Here is an 18,989-nt window from a genome sequence, read left to right as displayed (position 1 = left end):
TGCATCTATGAGTTATTCTGATGGGTGCGACAACGCACTTTGATTAATTATGCAGCACAACATCCGGGCAAGCCCTTGCGCGCCCGCGGTATGACCCGCGCCGGCCATGCTCGGAGGTCGCCTCATTCCTGCCGCCAGCGGTCAGCAGCCTGATCGTCGCTGGTGCGCGCCCCAACCCAGGTCTCGACACCATCGATGCGGTGCTCTTTCTTCCAGAAAGGGGCGGACGTCTTGAGATAATCCATCAGGAAGGACGCCGCCTCGAAGGCGGCCTGACGGTGAACGGAAGCGGTTACGACCGCCACAATCATTTCGCCAGGGCGGATCGGGCCAAAGCGATGCACGACAGCGAGGCCGATGAGCGGCCAGCGACCGGCAGCTTCCGCCGCAAGCCGGCCGAGCTCTTCCTCGGCCATGCCGGGATAGTGCTCCAGCTCCAAAACGGCCAGCGCGCCGTTCTCATCACGGCAGAGGCCGGTGAACGTGACAACCGCGCCGATATCCGTCCGCCCAGCCGTCAGCCGGACGGCGATGGCGGCGGGATCGAATGGCTCCCGCTGGACCTGCACAATGACGGAAGGCCTGGCTGCAGTCATGATCAGCCGCCTGTCATGGGAGGAAAGAAAGCGATCTCGCGAGCACCGGCCAGCGGTGCGTCGTGGCGACAGTGGCGGCGGTCGATGGCGGCGCGCACGATGTCCGGCTGCGCGAAGGCAAGCGCGTAGCCCTCGCCCCGCGCGCGCAGCCATGACAGCAGATCCGCGATCGTCTTGATCTCGGGCGCCAGAACGGCCGTCTCCTCGCCGTGCCCGATACGCTCGCGCAGCCATGCGAAATAAATCAGCTTCACCTCGGCCATCGGTCATGTCCTGACAAGGCCGCATCGGCCAATGACTATGGGTTATGTAGTGGGGCTTGTAGCGGGCTGGAACAAGCCCCCGCTGTTGGTCGGGCCCTACTCCTGGTCGATCAGATGCCGCAACCCGGCGCGGAAATAATCGAAGCCCGTGTAGAGCGTCAGCAGCGCGGCGACCCAGAGCAGCACAAGGCCAATCTGTGTCGTGCCGGCCATCACGCGATCGCCGGCCGGCCCCGCCACGAGAAAACCGACAGCGAGAAGCTGCAGGGTGGTCTTCCATTTGGCGACCTTGGTCACCGGTACGCTGACCTGGAGTTCCGCCAGGAACTCCCTGAGGCCTGACACGAGGATCTCGCGGCAGAGAATGATGATCGCAGCCCATAGAGACCAGCTGCGGATCGTACCGTCCGCCACAAGCATCAACAGGCTCGCCGCGACCAGCAGCTTATCGGCGATGGGGTCGAGCATCCGCCCGATGGCCGATTGCTGGGACCAGGCACGCGCCAGATAGCCGTCGAAGTAATCGGTGATAGCCGCCGCGACGAAGATGAAGAACGCCCCCCAGCGCAGGACCACGTCGTGCGGCCAGAAGAGACAGATCACCAGAGCCGGAACAGCGAGTATCCGGCCGTAGGTCAGGATGTTGGGCAGGCTGAATGTACGTGCGCGTCGCATTGAAAGGCCGGGCAAATCACTGCTCCCGGAAGAACCATGAGCATCCGCTGCGGTCAATGGTTTGGGTGAGATTCCATCGACCATTCTATTCAGCCCTGATTCTCATGAAAGAACTCATAAATAGTTCGTGCGGTCGCTGCATTGATACCCGGCGCCCTTTGTAGATCTTCCAGCGAAGCGCGCGACACAGCCTTGGCCGTGCCGAAATGCAGGAGCAGAGCCCGCTTGCGTGATGGGCCGATGCCGGTAATTTCGTCCAGCGGGTTCTTGGTGAAAGCGCGTTTGCGCTTCGCCCGATGGGTGCCGATCGCGAAGCGGTGCGCTTCATCCCGCAGGCGCTGGATGAAATAGAGCGCGGGGTCACGCGGCGCGAGCTTGAAAGGCGTTCGCCCGGGCGTGACGAAGGTTTCGCGCCCCGCATCGCGATCCACGCCTTTGGCGACGCCGACGAGCGGCACGTCCGCGATGCCGATGTCGGCAAGCGCGGCCCGGGCCGCCTCCAGCTGCCCACGTCCACCGTCGATCAGGACGAGGTCTGGCCAGGCGGGGAAGCTGTCATCATCCGGCAGGTCGTCTTCCGGCTCCGTATCGGGCACGGCCTCCAGCGCCCCCTCGCCGCCCTGCGGGAGGGGAGCAGCCTGTCGCGAGACAGCTGTAAAGGCAGCATCCTCCCCTGCCCCGTCGGCGAGGGTGGATGCCATGTCCCGAGGCGCAGTTTCGCGTATCGACGGCAGATCACCGCCATCGCGCGGCGCCTCCTTGAGGAGACGGGCAAATCGCCGGCTCAGGACTTCACGCATCATCCCGAAATCATCCCCGGGCGTCAGATCCTCGGACCGGATGTTGAAGGTGCGATAATGCGTCTTCATGAACCCCTGGCGACCGGCGACGATCATGGCGCCGACCGCATTGGTCCCCATGATATGCGAGTTGTCGTAAACCTCGATCCGACGCGGCGGCGCGGCGAGGCCGAAGGCCTCGGCGAGCCCCGCCAGAAGTTTTTCCTGGGAGGCGCTGTCGGCCAGCCGCCGGGCCAGAGCCTCCTTGGCATTCTTGAGTGCGTGCTCCACGAGATCGCGCTTCTCGCCGCGACGTGGGGTGGCCACCTCGACGCGGCTGCCCCGCTGGGTGGAAAGCGCCTCCGCCAGGAGATCCTGCTCGGGCAGATCGTGGGAGATCAGCACAAGCCGTGGGCAGGGCTTGTCATCGTAGAACTGGGCGATGAAGGATGACAGAACCTCATCGGGCGCCAGTCCGGCATCGGCCCTGGGGAAATAGGCGCGGTTGCCCCAGTTCTGGTAATTCCGAAAAAAGAACACCTGCACGCAGAACTGTCCGGCCTGGAGGTCAATGGCGAATACATCGGCCTCCTCCACCGACTGCGGGTTCACATCCTGCGTCGCCTGCACCGCCGACAGCGCGGCGAGACGATCGCGGTAACGCGCGGCCCGCTCGAATTCCAGTTCCTCGGCGGCGTGCTGCATTTCGTCCGCGAGAGCCTTCTTCACGACGTTCGAACGCCCGGAGAGGAAGGCCCGCGCCTCCGCGACGAGCCCTGCGTAATCGTCCAGGTCGATCTCCCCGGTGCATGGCGCCGAACAGCGCTTGATCTGAAACAAGAGGCAGGGGCGGCTTCGGTTCTCGTAGTAGCTGTCGGTGCAGGTACGCAGCAGGAAGGCGCGCTGCAGCGCATTGACGGTGCGGGTCACGGCGCCTGCGCTGGCGAAAGGGCCGTAGTAGTCCCCCTTGCGGTTGCGTGCGCCACGATGCTTGACGAGCTGCGGCGCGGGGTGGTCGCCCGTCAGGAGGATATAGGGAAAGGACTTGTCGTCCCGCAGCAGAACATTGTAGCGCGGGCGCAGCTGCTTGATGAGATTAGCCTCTAGCAGCAAGGCCTCGGTTTCGGTCTGGGTGACGACGAATTCCATCGCCGCCGTCTCGGCGATCATGCGCGCGGTGCGGTTGCCGCCATGCCCGATGCCCTTGATGTAGGAGGCGATACGCTTCTTGATATGCCGGGCCTTGCCGACATAAAGCACGTCGCCGTCCGCATCGATCATGCGATAGACGCCGGGGCTGTTGGGAGCCGTCTGCCAGAAATCGCGAATGACCATCGCACCGGCGCGCAGCGAGGCAGGCGCCTTCTCGGCGAAGTCGAGATCGATGTTCGACGTAACGTCACTGGTGTCGTCGCCGCCAACGCCCTCACCCGTTGTCAGCGCGCCCAGCACGACCTGTGCCTCGTCTTCCCCGTTCGGCTCGTTGTCGCGTCCCGTCACCATGCGCATGACGTGACCCCGGCGGCGCCCGAGGTCAAGGGGACTGCGGCGATCAACACCACATCTCAATGCATTTCCTGCGCGCTGATTGCGGGTGACGCTTTCGCGTCACAGGCTTGGCTCGGCTTCGCGCCCCGTCACAGGCAACGTCGCGAGATAGGCCGCGATCTCCGCCCTGCCATGAAGGCGCATGATGGGAACTGACGGCCCCGTTGCTTTCAGGTTGGCCTCGATACGGGGACGAGTGTCCCTGTCGAAGTTCCACACGTAGCGCAGCAACGCGACGTAGCTCCAATCCACCCTTTCCTCGCAACCCACGGGCAGGTCCGGCCGGCGCCCGCCCCGCAGAGCGCGCACCAGAACGCGCCACAGGCAGAGGAGCCGGGGCGTTTCCAGCCAGATCACCTGGTCGGCGCGCGGCACGCGAAGATCAAAGGTCTGGCGGGAATAGTTGCCCTCGGATACCCAGGCGTCGCCCGCGATGGCAGCCGCGACCCGCGTCCGAAACGCCTTATCGTCTGGCTGCTTCCAGCCCGGTTCCCAGAACAGCGCGTCGAGATGGATCACCGGCAGGCCGAGACGCTCGCCGATCTCCCGGGCGAGCGTCGACTTGCCGCTCCCGGCGCTGCCGAGAATGATCATGCGGTGGAGCGGATGGGCATCATTCCGCATCCATGTTCACGCGCCAGGTGCGGGCGCCGGCGTCAGCGTGGTCGATGCCGCGCCGGCGGCCTCCAGCGCCTGTTCCTGCATGGTGCCGCCCTGCCCCTGCACGACGACCGCATTGGAGGCGAACTCGATACCGTTGTCGTGGAACGCTCTGTGGATGCGCTTGATCGCCTCGCGCTGGATCATGGTCTGCTTGCCGGGCTTGACGGTGAATTTGAAACGGCACAGGAGCGCGTTGGGCTCGATATCCGTGACACCCTGCATCTTGAACGGCGCGATGAACTGGTCGGCATACTCCGGCATCTCCGCCAGTTCCGCCCCGACCTTCTTGGCAAGCTTGCGCGCCTTTTCCATGTCGGAGTCACGCGCGAGGCGCAGGTTGAACTTGATCGTCGCGTAGTCGCGGCTGAAATTCGTCACCGCGCCAAGCTGTCCGTAGGGAATCGTATGGAACTGGCCGTTCTGATGGCGCACCCTGACGGAGCGCAGCGAAAGCTTCTCAACCGTGCCCTTGTGGCTGCCGGCCTGGATATATTCCCCGACCCGGAACGCGTCGTCCGCCACGAAGAAGACACCGGATACGATATCCTTCACGAGGGTCTGCGAGCCGAAGGAAAAGGCGAGGCCAAAGATACCGGCGCCCGCCAGCAGCGGCGAGATATTGACGCCGAGATGCGACAGGCCAAGCAGCAAGGCCGTCGCGATCACCAGGACGCCGAAGAAGCCCCGCACGACCGGCATGATGCTCGACAGCCGTGAGGTGGGCTGGCCGGCCCCCGGGAGAAGATCCTCATGGCCGCCATCCGCGGGCACAGCCACAGAGGGGGCGGACAGCTTCGTCGAGGACCAATAGCCCAGCAGTTCGTAGGCGATGTGGCCGACGATGAGCACGCTGACCACCATGATCAAGGCATGGTCGAAGCGCAGCCACTCTTCCCAGCTGAAGACGCCGAGCACGTCCACCAGCCACGAACGCGCCAGCATGACGAGCACGACGGCGGCCGCGACAGGCACCACCGTGCGCCGCATCACGTGCAGCAGAGAGAAATGATTTTTGTCGTGTCCCGGTTCGCCATTCGCGGCACGCTGCTCGATGGCGCGTGAAAGAAGGCGCTCGACGATGAACGTGAATATGGCCACTTCCATCGCCCAGAACACGATGTTGTAGGCTTGGAACTTCAGCATGCTGAGGCCGATGGCCCACAGCGCCCAGCCAATAACGACCATGGCCTTCGTCACATTGCCGAACGTCTTGCGCCATCCCCTCGTTTGAGCGAAAAAACGTTGCAGCGCCGCCAGGGCGCCAATCATGATCAAGACGCCGACCACCATGCCGGCAGCCTGCGCTGCGACGATGGGCATGCCCACGTCCACCATGAGAGGCAGATATTTCGCGGCGACGAAACCGGCCGCGAAGCAGAACCCCGCACTGCGATACGCCGTCCGGGCGCGATGATCGTCCGCCGCGGCGAGCCTTTGCGCCGGGTCGGCCGGCCGCAGAAGGATGAGGAACGGCAACATCCAGATGCGCCACTGCACGGCGGCGAGGCCGAGCCCGATGGCAAAGGTGTCGAACAATTCTGGCCCCTGCAGCAGGTGGCGTCCGAAAACGCCCACCACGGCAACAGTGAGCCCCAGGGCAACTATGTCGAGAAGGCCGTGGCGCAAGATTGCGCCGGCACTCGGCCCTGCAAAGTCGATGTGCCGCATCCGGCGCATGACGAGGCCGCTGATGAGGGCAGGCAGAACGATGACGACGACAACGACAGCGAGCGCCTTGCCGAGAGTGAGCAGTGGAGTCGTAGCCGTTGCGAAGAGCGCGGCCGTGCCTTCCGCCAAGCCGCGCGGCGCCTGCGGCAGAGCCGCCAGCACGGTCGCCAGATGGCCGCTGATGACATCAACCTTCGCCCATGCCCGCGTGAAGCCGCTGTCCAGCTCGTTGCGAAGCAGGTTGCCCGTCGCTGCATCGGCCGGCGCTTCACCCGCGGGGGTCGCGGCGCCCGCGACGGATAGAGCGATGACCATGCCCGCCACAAAAACCGCCAGCACCGACATGGCGTGCCGCCACGGCCTGATGTTGAACCCCCGACTCATCGCCCATCCCTCGTGACGCAAGCTGTTCCGTGCCACGTCCCGCCGAGCTTCCGCTCGAGAAAGAAGCCAGCAGGCGCGGACCGTTGCTCTAAGTTGCGCGTAAGTTGTTTGCACGCAAGCGTTTCTATCGCCTCCCCGCATCTTCATGCGCCGGATGGTAACCAACCTTGTCGACTGCGCTGGACGTTGCCGTGAGGGCGGCGTAAACGTTAAGAGTCTGTTAAGCGACAATGAGCGGAACGGAGCGGCGGAAACGTATGACCCAAAAGGCATTGACCTCGCTGCTGATTCCCTGTGGCATCACGGCCGTGACACTCGCGCTCGGCGCCTGTCAGACCAGCCCCACCGCGATGAACGCCCCGCCTGGCATGCCAGTCGCCCTCGAAAGCATCGAGGGGGCGCCCGATCCCGTCAAATCCGAGCTGTCGACCGCGCTTGCCTCGGCCGCTGCCGCCCGCAAGGTCGAGCTCGTTTCCGGCACAGACGCGCGTTACCGGCTCAAGGGCTATCTCACCGCCTATGATCGCCAGGACGGCTCGACGGAACTTGCTTTCGTCTGGGACGTCTTCGACGGCGACAAGCGCCGCGCCAAGCGGATCGAGGGAACGAGCTTCGCGGTTCCCGGATCGGCGGGCAACGCGAGCGGTGCAAGAACGAATGATGCATGGAAATCCGTCGACCAGACCGTCATCGACAAGGTCGCCTCGACCAGCATGAGCGAAGTGGCGGGTTTCCTCGCGACGGATGCCCGTTCGGGCGGCCAGACGTTCGTCTCCCGAACCCCGGCGGTGGAAACGTCTCCGGCTCCAACACCCGGCAGCGCCGGCACCGTGGTCGCGTCAGCGGGCGACGGTATTCAGACTTCAGCCGCGCAGGACGTGGGGCAAGCCGCCGCAGCGGGACAGGGCGTGGCGGGAACGGCGGCGCTCGGCTTCTCCGAATAAGGCATGTCCGCACAGGGGGACGCGCCAGCCGTGGCAGAATTGTCCCGCCTCCGGCATCAAGAGCGGCATTTTGGTCAATTTTGACGGGCGCCCGGTATTGTTCGCCAGAGCTTCGGCTGTTATGAGCCCGCGAGAATGGATTATGTCGGCAGCGTGACATTCGGCATGACAGCCATTCCGCATCGCGCCATCCTCACATACGGAAGTTCGGCCGCATGAAAGCCTCGATCAAACTTGTCGCGGGCAATGCCAATCGCCCATTGGCGGAGGCCATCTCCTCCTACCTGGAGCTCCCGCTTGGCGCTTGCCAAGTCAAGCGCTTCGCGGACATGGAGATCTTCGTCGAGATTCTGGAGAATGTACGCGGCGAGGATGTTTTCGTCGTGCAGCCGACGTCGTTCCCCGCGAACGACCATCTCATGGAACTGCTCATCATCATCGATGCGTTGCGTCGCTCCTCCGCACGCCGCATAACGGCGGTGCTGCCCTATTTCGGCTACGCCCGGCAGGATCGCCGCGCGGCTGGCCGCACGCCGATTTCGGCCAAGCTCGTCGCCAACATGATCACCCATGCCGGCGCAGACCGCATCCTGACTGTCGACCTGCACGCTGGCCAGATCCAGGGCTTCTTCGACATTCCGACCGACAACCTCTTTGCCGCGCCGGTCATGGTGCGCGACATCAAGGAACGGCTCGAACTCGGCAATCTCATGGTCATCTCGCCGGACGTCGGCGGCGTCGTGCGCGCCCGCGCGCTGGCCAAGCGCATTGATGCCCCGCTCGCCATCGTCGACAAGCGCCGCGAACGGCCGGGCGAATCCGAAGTCATGAACATCATCGGTAATGTCGAGGGGCGCACCTGCATCCTGGTGGATGACATCGTCGATTCCGGCGGCACGCTCTGCAACGCCGCCGAAGCGTTGCTCGCTCATGGCGCCCGCGACGTTTATGCCTACTGCACGCACGGGGTTCTCTCCGGTGGCGCGGTGGCACGTATCGCCTCTTCGCAACTGAAGGAAATGGTCATCACCGATTCCATCCTGCCGACGGAGGCTGTGAAGGTGGCGCGCAACATTCGCACCATCACCATCGCCCCGCTGCTCGGCGAGGCCATCGGCCGCACCGCCACGGAATCGAGTGTCTCCAGCCTGTTCGACTGAGCGGCGCGCACCCCCGAAGAAGGCCTCCGGTCTGTCCCCCCGTGTCATCCCCGGCGTCGCGCAGCGACGGGAGGGGATCCATAGATCGGGTGTCATGATTCATGGATCCCTTCCCGCCCGGCTGCGCCGGCCGCCGGGGATGACAGGGAAGCGATAACGGAGCGCGGCCTCTGAACAGCGATTGATCCGGTCGCCGGTGCCTCGGGATTTGTGTTCCGGCGCGATCGGCGGTATAAGCCGCGCGCGCCCGCCAGACACCCTTGGAGGCACGGGCGTATAGACTTCGGCGTTGAAAAACCAATGGGTGCCATCGGCACCCGCCGGACGACGTTCAAGGCAACCGCGCATCCTGCGCGGTTCTTTGCATTTCATCCGGTCGAAACAAGGACTAAACCATGACCTCTGTGAAGCAGATCAAGGCCGTGGCGCGCGAACGGGTCGGCAAGGGGGCCGCCCGTGCAGTTCGTCGTGAAGGCCAGGTTCCCGCCGTGATCTACGGCTCCGGACAGCCCGCCGTTTCCATCGCTCTCGACTACAACGAGACGAAGCGGCTGATCTTCGCCGGCCACTTCCTGACCACGCTCTTCGAAATCGAAGTCGGCGGCGACAAGACCCGCGTCATCCCGCGCGACTACCAGCTTGATCCGGTCAAGGACACGCCCCTCCACGTCGATTTCCTGCGCGTCGCCAAAGACGCGACCATCAGCGTGGAAGTGCCCGTTCACTTCGTGAACCAGGAAGCTTCGCCCGGTCTCAAGGCTGGTGGCGTGCTCAACGTCGTTCACCACACGATCGAACTGATCGTCCCGGCCGATGCCATTCCCGATGCGGTCGAGATCGACGTCACCGGCCTTGAGATCGGCACCTCGATCCATCTGGAAGACGTCAAGCTGCCGGCTGGTGCCAAGGCCGCTACGAACGAGAAGGACTTCACCGTGGCGACGATCGCCGCTCCGGCGAAGCTCGAAGTTGCCGCCGACGCCGCGGCCGAGCCGACCGCCGAGTGAGCCTCTAAGCAAGCCTTTACGTCCGGGGCTGAAATCAGTCCCGGACGTTGACCACCACGGGGTGTCGTTGACGCCTGTTCGCCCAATGGCCGCCGCGCTATCGCTGGCCTCGCCGATGACGAGGCCTTTTGTCTGTTTCGATCCGGGCTTGGCCTCCAAGGCCGTATCGCCCAACCGAGACCTGTCGCCATGCTCCTCTTCGTCGGGCTCGGCAATCCCGGGGACCGCTATCGGCTCAACCGGCACAATGTCGGCTTTCTCGCGATCGAGATGATCGCCTATGTGCACAAGGCCGGGCCTTGGCGGCAGCGGTTCGCTAGCCGCGTCGCGGAAGCTGAAATTGCGGGCCAGCGTGTGCTCCTGATGGAGCCGCAGACCTTTATGAACGAATCCGGGAGAGCCGTCGGCGAGGCCTCGCGCTTCCTGAAAATTCCCCTCGACAAGATCGTGGTGTTCCACGACGAGCTGGATCTGGCGCCCGCAAAGCTGCGCATGAAGACCGGCGGCGGCAACGCAGGCCACAACGGTCTTCGCTCGATCACCGCGCATGTCGGCAATGACTATCGCCGCGCGCGGCTCGGCATCGGCCATCCCGGCAAGGAACTTGTGCTTCCCTACGTGCTCAGCGACTTCGGTCGCGACGAGATGGCGTGGGTGGAGGACCTCACACGGATCATGGCCGATAATGCGGGCCATCTCGCCAAGGGCGAGGATCCTAGCTTTCAGAACAAGGTTCACCTCGCCATGGATGCCCGCGGCTGGGGAGATGTGAAACGCGTGGGCGAGCGCGCCGCGAAGGAGTAGGCACTATGGGTTTCAAATGCGGCATCGTCGGCCTTCCCAATGTCGGCAAGTCCACGCTCTTCAACGCGCTGACGCAGACGGCGGCCGCGCAGGCGGCGAACTATCCCTTCTGCACCATCGAGCCGAACGTGGGTGACGTGGCCGTGCCGGACGCCCGTCTCGACAAGCTGGCCGCCATCGCCGGCTCGAAGGAGATCATCCCGACGCGCCTGACCTTCGTCGATATAGCCGGGCTGGTCCGCGGGGCCTCGCGGGGCGAAGGTCTCGGCAACCAGTTTCTCGCGAACATCCGCGAATGCGACGCCATCGCCCATGTGGTGCGCTGCTTCGAGGACAGCGACATCACCCATGTGGAAGGCAAGATCGCGCCGATCAACGACATCGAGACCATCGAGACCGAGCTGATGCTCGCTGACCTCGAAAGCCTCGAGAAGCGCGTCGTGCCGCTCGAGAAGAAGGCCAAGTCCGGCGACAAGGACGCCAAGGAGCAGGTGGACCTGATGAACCGCTGCCTCGTGCTGCTGCGCGACGGCAAGCCGGCGCGGCTGGTGCAGGTCGCCGACAACGAGCGCAAGGCCTTCGAGATGCTCGGCCTTCTCTCCTCGAAGCCGGTGCTCTACGTGTGCAATGTCGAGGAAGCGAGCGCCGACACGGGCAATAGCTTCTCCGCCGAGGTCAAGGCGCGCGCCGCCGAGGAAGGCGCCGTCGCCGTCGTCGTCTCGGCCAAGATCGAGAGCGAGATCGCCGTTCTGCCGGAGGCCGACCAGAAGGATTATCTCGAAGCCGTCGGCCTCGAGGAGCCGGGCCTCAACCGCGTCATCCGCGCCGGCTACGCCCTGCTCAACCTCGTCACCTATTTCACCGTGGGGCCGAAGGAAGCGCGCGCCTGGACGATCGAGCAAGGCACCAAGGGGCCGCAGGCCGCCGGTGTCATCCATAGCGACTTCGAGAAAGGCTATATCCGCGCCGAGACCATCGCCTATGATGATTACATCACCTGCAAGGGCGAGGCCGGCGCGCGCGAGGCCGGCAAGTTCCGCCTGGAAGGCAAGGACTATGTCGTCGCCGACGGCGACGTCCTGCATTTCCGCTTCGCCAACTAGGGTCCGCTGGCGACCATGCAGCTCACGCACCGCCACGACTGGTCACTGACACCCAGCGAGGCGATCGCCCTGCAGCAACGCATGCGCCGCGAGGTGATCGCCGACCAGCCGCTGGATGTCGATGCCGTCAGACTGGTGGCGGGCGTCGATGTCAGCGTCCGCGAGAATGTCTCCCAGGCGGCGGTGGTCGTCCTGCGCTTCCCCGAACTCACAGTCGTCGAGACGGTCCTCGCCGCGGCGCCGACACCACTGCCCTATATTCCCGGCCTGCTCAGCTTCCGTGAAGGGCCGGTGCTGGAGGCAGCCTTCGGCAAACTGCAGCACAGGCCCGACGTCTTCATCTTCGACGGCATGGGCATCGCCCATCCCCGCCGGCTCGGCATCGCGAGCCACATGGGCCTGTGGCTCGGCCTGCCCACCATCGGCTGCGGCAAGACACGACTATGCGGCCGACATGCGGAGGTCGGCCCCGACAAGGGCGATGCCGCCCCGCTGATCGACCGTGGCGAAACGATTGGCATCGCCTTGCGGACGCGCGCGGGCACCAATCCGGTCTTCATCTCGCCAGGACATCTCTGTGACCTACCCTCGGCCGTGGAACTCGTCCTCAGGACCACACCGAAATTCCGCCTGCCCGAGCCCATACGCGCGGCCCACAAGGCGGCGGGGGCTGTTGCCGCGCAGGACAGGTGAGCCGCGCGGCTGCGGACTTCCACGCCATTCATTGTCCAGGGTGGATGGGCTGCGAGCCGCGGCCCACAACCGCCGCGCCGATGCGCACGTCGGCTCACGAAATCCGCGCAATGCGTTGCGATCAGGAAGCAGGCCCGTTAAACGTTTATATTTTTGATACATAAATATATCGGAATTTATAATGAAGTGGGATAAATATTTCATAATAAATATTCAGCCAAGAGATACTATCATAGATATATATGCCAAAAAAATTCAAGCTAGATACAACATACCATCAAATAGAAGTTTCTATGACAGGCGCGACAGTGGCGATATATTCGCGGGCTTCGCGGGAACCACGTTCAACGCCCTCCCTCTCTCGCCAACCGCGCTCACGCCTGTCGATCGCACATCCAAGCTCATGATCGTATCACATGGAAGCGAATACGGCCTGCACAGCATGGATATGGCGACCTTGGCCCGTACGCTCGTCAACGCTGGCCTCAAGGAAGTGGGACTGATTTCCTTCAAGGCATGCCTGACCGGAAAGGATCAGTTTCTGGACATATTGTCCAAGGACATCGCTATGCGGGGTATCGATCACGGATGGCTCCTAGGATATCGGGAGATCGCCCTGCTGCCCTTGTCTTACTCCGGGAGCCCTTGGCACACGCGCCTTGATACCGATGAGGACAGATATTTGCACGATGAGCATGGTTATAAATCCGCAGATCAAAATCGTATTCGCCTCGTGAAAGGCAACATCGATGTGGTTCTGCCGGGCACGCGCCGTTTTTCGAGCGTTTCGCCACAGCTTTGCAATCTTCGCCGACGGCTGACCTGAAGTAGCCCCCAGCCCTTCGGTGACCGCATGCCTGCGTCAACTTTTCCCTGCCCAAGCCATGAGCTAGGGTCTGAATGGATGGGGCAGCCATTCTTACCGAAGGACGCACATGTCGCAGCTGCATTTTGAGGACTTCGTGGTCGGCGAGCGCAGGCACCACAGTCTGCCTCCCGTCACCACCGATGACATCCTTGCCTATGCGAGAGAATACGACCCGCAGCCGATGCACCTGGGCGAGGGCGGCGGATTTTACAATGAGCACATAGGCTCCGGCTGGCACACCTGCTGCCTGACCATGCGGGCCATCGCCGACTGCTTCCTGACGCGTTCGCGGGCGTTTGGCGCCCCCGGTATCGACAAGGTGGAGTGGCGCGCGCCGCTACGCCCCGGCGACCGGCTCCACGTCACAATCGAGACCCTCGACAAGCGCGAGTCGCGCAGCCGGCCGGAGATGGGCTTGGTCGAATTTGCGATCGAGACCTCGAACCAGTCCGGTACACTGCTGATGCGCCAGCTGAATTGGGTAATGTTCGGCACACACGCGCCCCCCCGGGAGGAGCGGCCCGCGCCGATCCCGCGCGTGGTGCCCGCCGCCGCCGCAGCCACACTGGCTGGCGAAGCCAGCATGGATCAACAGCTCTATTTCGATGATCTCGTAGTGGGCGACACGCAGGTCCTCGGCACGCATACATTCGAGGAGGCGGATATCATCGCCTTCGCACAGGCTTACGATCCCCAGACCTTTCACACCGATCCGGTTGCTGCCCGCGGCAGCTTCTTTGGCAGCCTCTGCGCGTCCGGCTGGCACACCGGATCCGTGTGGATGAAGAAGATGGTGGAACGCCGCAACCTCCTCATTCAGACGGCGATAGCGCGCGACGGTCGCGCCGCGCGCCTCGGCCCATCCCCTGGCGTCAAGGATATCAAATGGATCAAGCCCGTGTTTGCGGGCGACACCCTTACCTATCGCTCGCGCATCAGTGACAAACGGCTGTCAGCCTCGCGGCCGCAGTGGGGTATCGTCTCACACCACAACACGGCCCATAACCAGCATGGCGACTGCGTATTCGCCTTCGACGGCGCGGTGTTCTGGGAAAAGAGGCCCTAATACCATAGCTGACCGGAAGACTTTCTGTTCCGTGCTTGGTTCGATCCTCTGCACGCGGGCGTTGCGTCGCTGTCCTCGTGGTTCACACGTTAGGTGTATGCCACGAGTACAAGCCCAGCGAGCAAGCCATGAGATGGGACAGGTATTTTCTAATTAACCTCAGCGTCCTTGATGACGATATACGCCACATCGCGGATGGACTACGCAAGCGCTACAGTCTCGACAAAGCGCGTTGCTTCGCGCCACACGGCCAGCTCTGGCCTCCCTCGCAAGCGCGTGGAACGGACCTCATCTATACACCGCTAAGCCATCGCCAGCCGGCCCTGCGGGAGTTCGATCGCGGTTGCAAGCTCATCATCGTCATGAACGGCCGCGGCATGATGACGACCCAGTCCGCCTATGCCCAGATTGCCCGTGAACTCCACGGCTGGGCGCTGCGGGAAGTGGGTCTCGTCGCCATCGCAAGTCACTTTCGCGACCCCGAACGGTATCTCATGAACATTGCGATGGAACTCAACACGCTTCGGGTCGGCTTCGGCTGGCTCACGGCTTACCAGAACCAAACCATGAGCGGGCACGTCTTCGAAGAACATCCTGGGCCCCGGCCGGCCGCCATACTGCGGGGCACCATCACGACGCCGGAGGCGGACAGATGGTTCTTCCCGCGTTACGCCCAAGAGCGCGCCCGCAAGGCAAACGCTGCATGACATCGACGCCCATCGCCGGTCCGCGGCCTCAATGGCCGTCGAAACTCATCAGAGTTCGCACCGTGATGCCGAGATTGCGCAGCCGCGCCGCCCCGCCGAGCTCGGGAAGATCGATGACGAAAACAGCCGCGACGACTTCAGCACCCATGTTGTTGAGCAGCTTGACCGCCCCGGTCGCTGTCCCGCCGGTGGCGATGAGATCATCGACGAGGATCACCCGATCGCCTGGCGTGATGGCGTCGCGGTGCATCTCCATTTCATCGATGCCGTATTCCAGCGAATAGGCGACGCGTACCGTCTCATGCGGCAGCTTGCCCTTCTTGCGGATCGGCACGAAACCGGCCGAGAGCTGGTGCGCCACCGCGCCGCCGAGAATGAACCCCCGCGCCTCGATGCCGGCGATCTTGTCGATCTTGGAGCCGGGCCACGGCTGCACCATCTCATCCACCGCCCGGCGAAAGGCGCGCGCGTCACCCAGGAGAGTCGTGATATCGCGAAACATCACCCCTGGCTTGGGATAGTCGGGAATGCTGCGTATCGCCGCTTTCAGGTCTGTCATCAGCCGTTCGGTCCTTCACCGCTCCCTCACGCAGCACGCGCGCATCCGTTCCAGATTCGACCAGACACCACCTGAGTGCAAGTCACTTAGACGGTCAACTTCGGAGGTCAATATGGGGGGTTTCCCAAGCCCGCCGCATCGCCCTCACATGGCCGTCGCATCAAGCCACGCGGAACAGCCGGGCCAATGGACGGCGCACCGCCCCGCGGCATCGAGCGGACCATCCCGCAAAAAGGCATGGCCGCCCGGAGGAAACCTCGGGACGGCCAGGAAACGACGTCACGCTGGAAACGATCTCGGATGGAAGCCGGCGGGGACGCAGCCGCCTCGCCTGGACCTCAGGCCTTCGCTTCCTCATCATGAGCCTTGGCCCAGATCTTCTTCTTGGTGAAGTAAAGCAGACCGGCGAACACGATCAGGAACACCATGACCTTGAAGCCCATCTGCTTGCGGGCCTCGAGATGAGGTTCGGCCGCCCACATCATGAAGGCCGCGACGTCATGGCTGTATTGCTCAACCGTCTCGGGCACCTGCGGCTGGCCGTTCGGCAGCTTAGGATATTCCACTTGGCCGTCGTTGATCGGCTTTGCCATCGCGATGCGGTGGCCTGGAAAAAATTCGTTGTAGTGCTGCCCTGGCTGAAGGTCGAACCCCGCGGGTGGAGCAACGTAGCCGTTCAGGATAGCGTGGATGTAGTCAGGCCCCTGCTCCTGAAACTGCGTGACAACGTCGATCAGGAACCAGGGAAAGCCGCGCTCATAGGTGCGGGCCTTGGCCAGAAGGGAAAAGTCCGGAGGGAACGCGCCGCCATTCGAAGCACGCGCGGCCTGCTCATTGGGGAAAGGCAGCGGGAAGCGATCCGCCGGCCGGCCAGGGCGGTCGAACATGTCACCCGCGTCGTTCGGACCGTCGTGGATCTGGTACTCGGCCGCGAGCGCCTTGACCTGCGCCTCGCTGAACTGAGGGCCGCCGGGCTCGGCGAGGTTGCGGAAAGCGACGAGGCTCAGCCCGTGGCAAGCCGCGCAGACCTCGCGATAGACCTTGAAGCCGCGCTGGAGCTGAGCCCGGTCGAACGTGCCGAAGGGTCCGGAGAAGCTCCATGATTCGCGAGGAGGCTTGGGCGCTCCCTCCGCAGCCACGGCCGGGAGCGATGCCGCACCGGCAAACGCGACCATTGCGGCCACCACACCGGCGATGAGAAGACCAGGCTTCGACATATCCCTCAAAATCCCTCGGCGATGGCCATTGGCCGGCCCATCTGAACCATCATTCTGTCCGCCCCGTCCCACAACCGCCTGTGCCGGCGATTGCGGGGCGGTCGCGAGCCCGTCATGGGACGAGCCGTCATCCCTTCGTGTTCGGCGCGGAGGCCGCACCCTGCGCGACCATCGCTCCACCGGCGCCGGCATGCTTGGCAAGCACGGCATCCGCAATGGAATTCGGCAGCGCCTTTGGCTTCTCGATAAGGCCGAGCAGCGGCAGAAGAACCAGGAAGTGGATGAAGTAATAAGCCGTCAGCAGGCGAGAGGCGATGACGTAACCGCCTTCGGGCGGCATCGCCCCGAGATAACCGAGGCCGACCGACACCAGCGCCAGCACCCAGAACAGCTGCCGGTAGATAGGGCGATAGACGGCCGAGCGCACCTTGGATGTATCAAGCCATGGCAGGAAGGCGAGCACGGCTATGGCGCCGAACATCGCAAGCACGCCTCCGAGCTTGTCCGGGATCGCGCGCAGGATCGCGTAGAAGGGCAGGAAGTACCATTCCGGAACGATATGAGCGGGCGTCACGAGCGGGTTGGCCGGAATGTAGTTGTCGGCGTGCCCGAGATAGTTCGGCTGGTAGAATACGAACCAGGCGAAGAACAGCATGAAGCAGACGATGCCGAAGGCGTCCTTGATGGTCGCATAGGGCGTGAAGGGCAGCGTGTCCTTCTTGATGTCCTTGATCTCGACGCCGGTCGGATTGTTCTGGCCGACATGGTGCAGCGCCCAGATATGCAGCACGACGACGCCGGCGATCATGAACGGCAGCAGGTAATGCAGCGAGAAGAAGCGGTTCAGCGTCGGGTTGTCCACCGAGAAGCCGCCCCACAGCCACGTCACGATCGGCTCGCCGACGAAGGGCAGCGCCGAGAAAAGATTGGTGATGACGGTAGCGCCCCAGAAGCTCATCTGGCCCCACGGCAGCACGTAGCCCATGAAGGCGGTGGCCATCATCAGGAGGAAGATGATGACGCCGAGAATCCAAAGCACTTCGCGCGGCGCCTTGTAGGAGCCGTAATACATGCCACGGAACATGTGGATGTAGACGGCGATGAAGAACATCGACGCGCCGTTGGAATGCAGGTAGCGGATGAGCCAGCCGTAGTTCACGTCACGCATGATATGCTCGACGGACGTGAAGGCGAGCGTCACGTGCGGGGTATAGTGCATCACCAGCACGACGCCCGTGACGATCTGCGCGACCAGCATGAACGACAGGATGCCGCCGAAGGTCCACAGATAGTTCAGGTTGCGCGGAACCGGAAAAGCGATGAACGACGAATGGATGAGACCGCCCAACGGAAGGCGGCTCTCGAACCACTTCATGAAGGCGCTTTTCGGAACGTAGGTCGAATGTCCGCTGCTCATGGCTTTCTCAGGTAGCTCCCCGGCTTCACGCTGCTGCGGCCATCAACCGATGCGCAAGGTCGTATCGGAAATGAAGGAATAGACCGGAATATGCATGTTCTCCGGCGCAGGCCCCTGACGGATACGGCCAGCGGAATCATAATGCGAGCCATGGCAGGGGCAGAACCAGCCGTCATAGTTCCCCTGTTGGCCGAGCGGCACACAGCCGAGATGGGTGCAGATGCCGATCATGACGAGCCAAGCTTCCTTGCCCGCCGCGGCGCGGTTGGCATCGGTGGCGGACGCGTCGGCACCCAGATTGGCGTTGCGGGCGTTCTGATCAACCAACTGGCCGAGGGGAACGGCCTTGGCTTCCTCGATTTCCTTGGCCGTGCGGTGACGGACGAAAACCGGCTTGCCGCGCCACTTGACGGTGATGCTCTGCCCTTCGGCCACCTGGCCGACATCGACTTCCACCGTGCTGAGCGCCAGCGTGGAGGCATCGGGGTTCATCTGGCTGATGAAAGGCCAGACGACACTCCCCAAACCAACGGCACCAACGGCACCCGTCGCGATGTAGAGAAAATCCCGCCTGGTCGGCTCAGAACTTGTTATCTCAGCCACAACGGCTCCCCAGTCCTCGATAGTCCGGTTCCACTCGCGCCGGATCCATTCTCTCCAACGCCAGCAACACCCACGTCGGCCCGGCGGGACACAATGAGGGCCTTAAACCCTGCACTCGCCATCCCGCACGAAACCTCCCGCAAGCAGCACTGCTGCCGACATAGCAACAACCACGGCGTGACGATGGCCGCAATGCGACCGGGAGTCGCCATCACCCTCACCATGTGGCGGCTCTTTGGCATGGTTCTAGAAGCATGTCCATAGG

Annotated in this window: 19 protein-coding genes; 9 read left to right on the top strand and 10 right to left on the bottom strand. The window is 63.5% G+C overall.

What is annotated here, in order from left to right:
• Positions 1–122 precede the first annotated feature (122 nt).
• The 6 genes from KIO74_RS00170 to KIO74_RS00145 form a co-directional block, all read right to left on the bottom strand.
• The gene (locus KIO74_RS00170; protein ID WP_213329208.1) at positions 123–596 is read right to left on the bottom strand and encodes a molybdenum cofactor biosynthesis protein MoaE; all 474 of its coding nucleotides are present in this window, start codon (positions 594–596) and stop codon (positions 123–125) included.
• Positions 597–598: 2 nt separating this feature from the next.
• Positions 599–850: a molybdopterin converting factor subunit 1 gene (gene moaD / locus KIO74_RS00165; protein WP_213333878.1), complete on the bottom strand. Its 252-nt coding sequence runs from the start codon at positions 848–850 to the stop codon at positions 599–601.
• Between the two features lie 105 nt (positions 851–955).
• A complete protein-coding gene (pgsA, locus tag KIO74_RS00160; RefSeq protein ID WP_213329204.1) occupies positions 956–1,534 on the bottom strand; it encodes a CDP-diacylglycerol--glycerol-3-phosphate 3-phosphatidyltransferase in 579 nt (192 codons plus the stop codon).
• 89 nt (positions 1,535–1,623) lie between these two features.
• A complete protein-coding gene (uvrC, locus tag KIO74_RS00155) occupies positions 1,624–3,648 on the bottom strand; it encodes an excinuclease ABC subunit UvrC (RefSeq protein WP_249731103.1) in 2,025 nt (674 codons plus the stop codon).
• 273 nt (positions 3,649–3,921) lie between these two features.
• Complete coding sequence (locus KIO74_RS00150) at positions 3,922–4,485, bottom strand: P-loop NTPase family protein (protein WP_213329201.1); 564 nt, start codon at positions 4,483–4,485, stop codon at positions 3,922–3,924.
• 6 nt (positions 4,486–4,491) lie between these two features.
• Positions 4,492–6,576, bottom strand: a complete 2,085-nt coding sequence (locus tag KIO74_RS00145; RefSeq protein ID WP_213329198.1) for a mechanosensitive ion channel family protein — start codon at positions 6,574–6,576, stop codon at positions 4,492–4,494.
• 257 nt (positions 6,577–6,833) lie between these two features.
• On the opposite strand from KIO74_RS00145, the gene KIO74_RS00140 reads away from it, so the two are divergent.
• From KIO74_RS00140 to KIO74_RS00100, 9 genes are all read left to right on the top strand, one after another.
• Entirely contained in the window at positions 6,834–7,520 is a 687-nt protein-coding gene (locus KIO74_RS00140; protein ID WP_213329195.1) for a hypothetical protein, read from the top strand.
• Positions 7,521–7,735: 215 nt separating this feature from the next.
• Entirely contained in the window at positions 7,736–8,680 is a 945-nt protein-coding gene (locus tag KIO74_RS00135) for a ribose-phosphate pyrophosphokinase (protein ID WP_213329193.1), read from the top strand.
• A 395-nt stretch (positions 8,681–9,075) separates the two neighbouring features.
• Positions 9,076–9,687: a 50S ribosomal protein L25/general stress protein Ctc gene (locus KIO74_RS00130; RefSeq protein ID WP_213329191.1), complete on the top strand. Its 612-nt coding sequence runs from the start codon at positions 9,076–9,078 to the stop codon at positions 9,685–9,687.
• A 189-nt stretch (positions 9,688–9,876) separates the two neighbouring features.
• Positions 9,877–10,491 (top strand): aminoacyl-tRNA hydrolase, encoded by a 615-nt coding sequence (gene pth / locus KIO74_RS00125; protein WP_213329189.1) that lies wholly within the window; start codon positions 9,877–9,879, stop codon positions 10,489–10,491.
• A 5-nt stretch (positions 10,492–10,496) separates the two neighbouring features.
• On the top strand, positions 10,497–11,594 hold the full coding sequence (ychF, locus tag KIO74_RS00120) for a redox-regulated ATPase YchF (RefSeq protein WP_213329186.1): 1,098 nt from the start codon (positions 10,497–10,499) through the stop codon (positions 11,592–11,594).
• A 15-nt stretch (positions 11,595–11,609) separates the two neighbouring features.
• A complete protein-coding gene (gene nfi / locus KIO74_RS00115) occupies positions 11,610–12,287 on the top strand; it encodes a deoxyribonuclease V (RefSeq protein WP_213329184.1) in 678 nt (225 codons plus the stop codon).
• Between the two features lie 181 nt (positions 12,288–12,468).
• Entirely contained in the window at positions 12,469–13,113 is a 645-nt protein-coding gene (locus tag KIO74_RS00110; RefSeq protein WP_213329182.1) for a hypothetical protein, read from the top strand.
• Between the two features lie 109 nt (positions 13,114–13,222).
• Positions 13,223–14,221 (top strand): MaoC/PaaZ C-terminal domain-containing protein, encoded by a 999-nt coding sequence (locus tag KIO74_RS00105; protein WP_213329179.1) that lies wholly within the window; start codon positions 13,223–13,225, stop codon positions 14,219–14,221.
• Between the two features lie 128 nt (positions 14,222–14,349).
• Entirely contained in the window at positions 14,350–14,928 is a 579-nt protein-coding gene (locus tag KIO74_RS00100) for a hypothetical protein (RefSeq protein WP_213329177.1), read from the top strand.
• 28 nt (positions 14,929–14,956) lie between these two features.
• Here KIO74_RS00100 and KIO74_RS00095 read toward each other — a convergent pair whose 3' ends face one another.
• From KIO74_RS00095 to petA, 4 genes are all read right to left on the bottom strand, one after another.
• Positions 14,957–15,487 carry an adenine phosphoribosyltransferase gene (locus KIO74_RS00095; RefSeq protein ID WP_213329175.1) on the bottom strand — a complete coding sequence of 177 codons (531 nt, stop codon included), beginning with the start codon at positions 15,485–15,487 and terminating at the stop codon, positions 14,957–14,959.
• 338 nt (positions 15,488–15,825) lie between these two features.
• Positions 15,826–16,704, bottom strand: coding sequence for a cytochrome c1 (locus KIO74_RS00090; protein ID WP_213329172.1), 879 nt, complete (start codon positions 16,702–16,704; stop codon positions 15,826–15,828).
• A 127-nt stretch (positions 16,705–16,831) separates the two neighbouring features.
• Complete coding sequence (locus KIO74_RS00085) at positions 16,832–18,121, bottom strand: cytochrome b (protein ID WP_213329170.1); 1,290 nt, start codon at positions 18,119–18,121, stop codon at positions 16,832–16,834.
• 42 nt (positions 18,122–18,163) lie between these two features.
• Positions 18,164–18,724, bottom strand: a complete 561-nt coding sequence (gene petA, locus KIO74_RS00080) for a ubiquinol-cytochrome c reductase iron-sulfur subunit (RefSeq protein ID WP_213329167.1) — start codon at positions 18,722–18,724, stop codon at positions 18,164–18,166.
• Between the last annotated feature and the right edge of the window lie 265 nt (positions 18,725–18,989).

Origin of the sequence: Chelatococcus sp. HY11, from assembly GCF_018398335.1 — a bacterium.
Lineage (GTDB): Bacteria > Pseudomonadota > Alphaproteobacteria > Rhizobiales > Beijerinckiaceae > Chelatococcus.
Note: the sequence above shows the minus strand (reverse complement) of the source record. Positions and strands in the feature narration are given on the sequence as shown.

Excerpts from the sequence above, each read along its gene's own strand:
- KIO74_RS00135 (WP_213329193.1), top strand. The coding sequence starts at position 7,736 with ATGAAAGCCTCGATCAAACTTGTCGCGGGCAATGCCAATCGCCCATTG.
- uvrC (WP_249731103.1), bottom strand. The coding sequence starts at position 3,648 with ATGGTCATTCGCGATTTCTGGCAGACGGCTCCCAACAGCCCCGGCGTC.
- KIO74_RS00110 (WP_213329182.1), top strand. The coding sequence starts at position 12,469 with ATGAAGTGGGATAAATATTTCATAATAAATATTCAGCCAAGAGATACT.
- ychF (WP_213329186.1), top strand. The coding sequence starts at position 10,497 with ATGGGTTTCAAATGCGGCATCGTCGGCCTTCCCAATGTCGGCAAGTCC.
- KIO74_RS00105 (WP_213329179.1), top strand. The coding sequence starts at position 13,223 with ATGTCGCAGCTGCATTTTGAGGACTTCGTGGTCGGCGAGCGCAGGCAC.
- KIO74_RS00150 (WP_213329201.1), bottom strand. The coding sequence starts at position 4,485 with ATGCGGAATGATGCCCATCCGCTCCACCGCATGATCATTCTCGGCAGC.
- KIO74_RS00095 (WP_213329175.1), bottom strand. The coding sequence starts at position 15,487 with ATGACAGACCTGAAAGCGGCGATACGCAGCATTCCCGACTATCCCAAG.
- KIO74_RS00090 (WP_213329172.1), bottom strand. The coding sequence starts at position 16,704 with ATGTCGAAGCCTGGTCTTCTCATCGCCGGTGTGGTGGCCGCAATGGTC.
- KIO74_RS00085 (WP_213329170.1), bottom strand. The coding sequence starts at position 18,121 with ATGAGCAGCGGACATTCGACCTACGTTCCGAAAAGCGCCTTCATGAAG.
- pth (WP_213329189.1), top strand. The coding sequence starts at position 9,877 with ATGCTCCTCTTCGTCGGGCTCGGCAATCCCGGGGACCGCTATCGGCTC.
- KIO74_RS00130 (WP_213329191.1), top strand. The coding sequence starts at position 9,076 with ATGACCTCTGTGAAGCAGATCAAGGCCGTGGCGCGCGAACGGGTCGGC.
- nfi (WP_213329184.1), top strand. The coding sequence starts at position 11,610 with ATGCAGCTCACGCACCGCCACGACTGGTCACTGACACCCAGCGAGGCG.
- KIO74_RS00140 (WP_213329195.1), top strand. The coding sequence starts at position 6,834 with ATGACCCAAAAGGCATTGACCTCGCTGCTGATTCCCTGTGGCATCACG.
- KIO74_RS00100 (WP_213329177.1), top strand. The coding sequence starts at position 14,350 with ATGAGATGGGACAGGTATTTTCTAATTAACCTCAGCGTCCTTGATGAC.
- KIO74_RS00145 (WP_213329198.1), bottom strand. The coding sequence starts at position 6,576 with ATGAGTCGGGGGTTCAACATCAGGCCGTGGCGGCACGCCATGTCGGTG.
- pgsA (WP_213329204.1), bottom strand. The coding sequence starts at position 1,534 with ATGCGACGCGCACGTACATTCAGCCTGCCCAACATCCTGACCTACGGC.
- KIO74_RS00170 (WP_213329208.1), bottom strand. The coding sequence starts at position 596 with ATGACTGCAGCCAGGCCTTCCGTCATTGTGCAGGTCCAGCGGGAGCCA.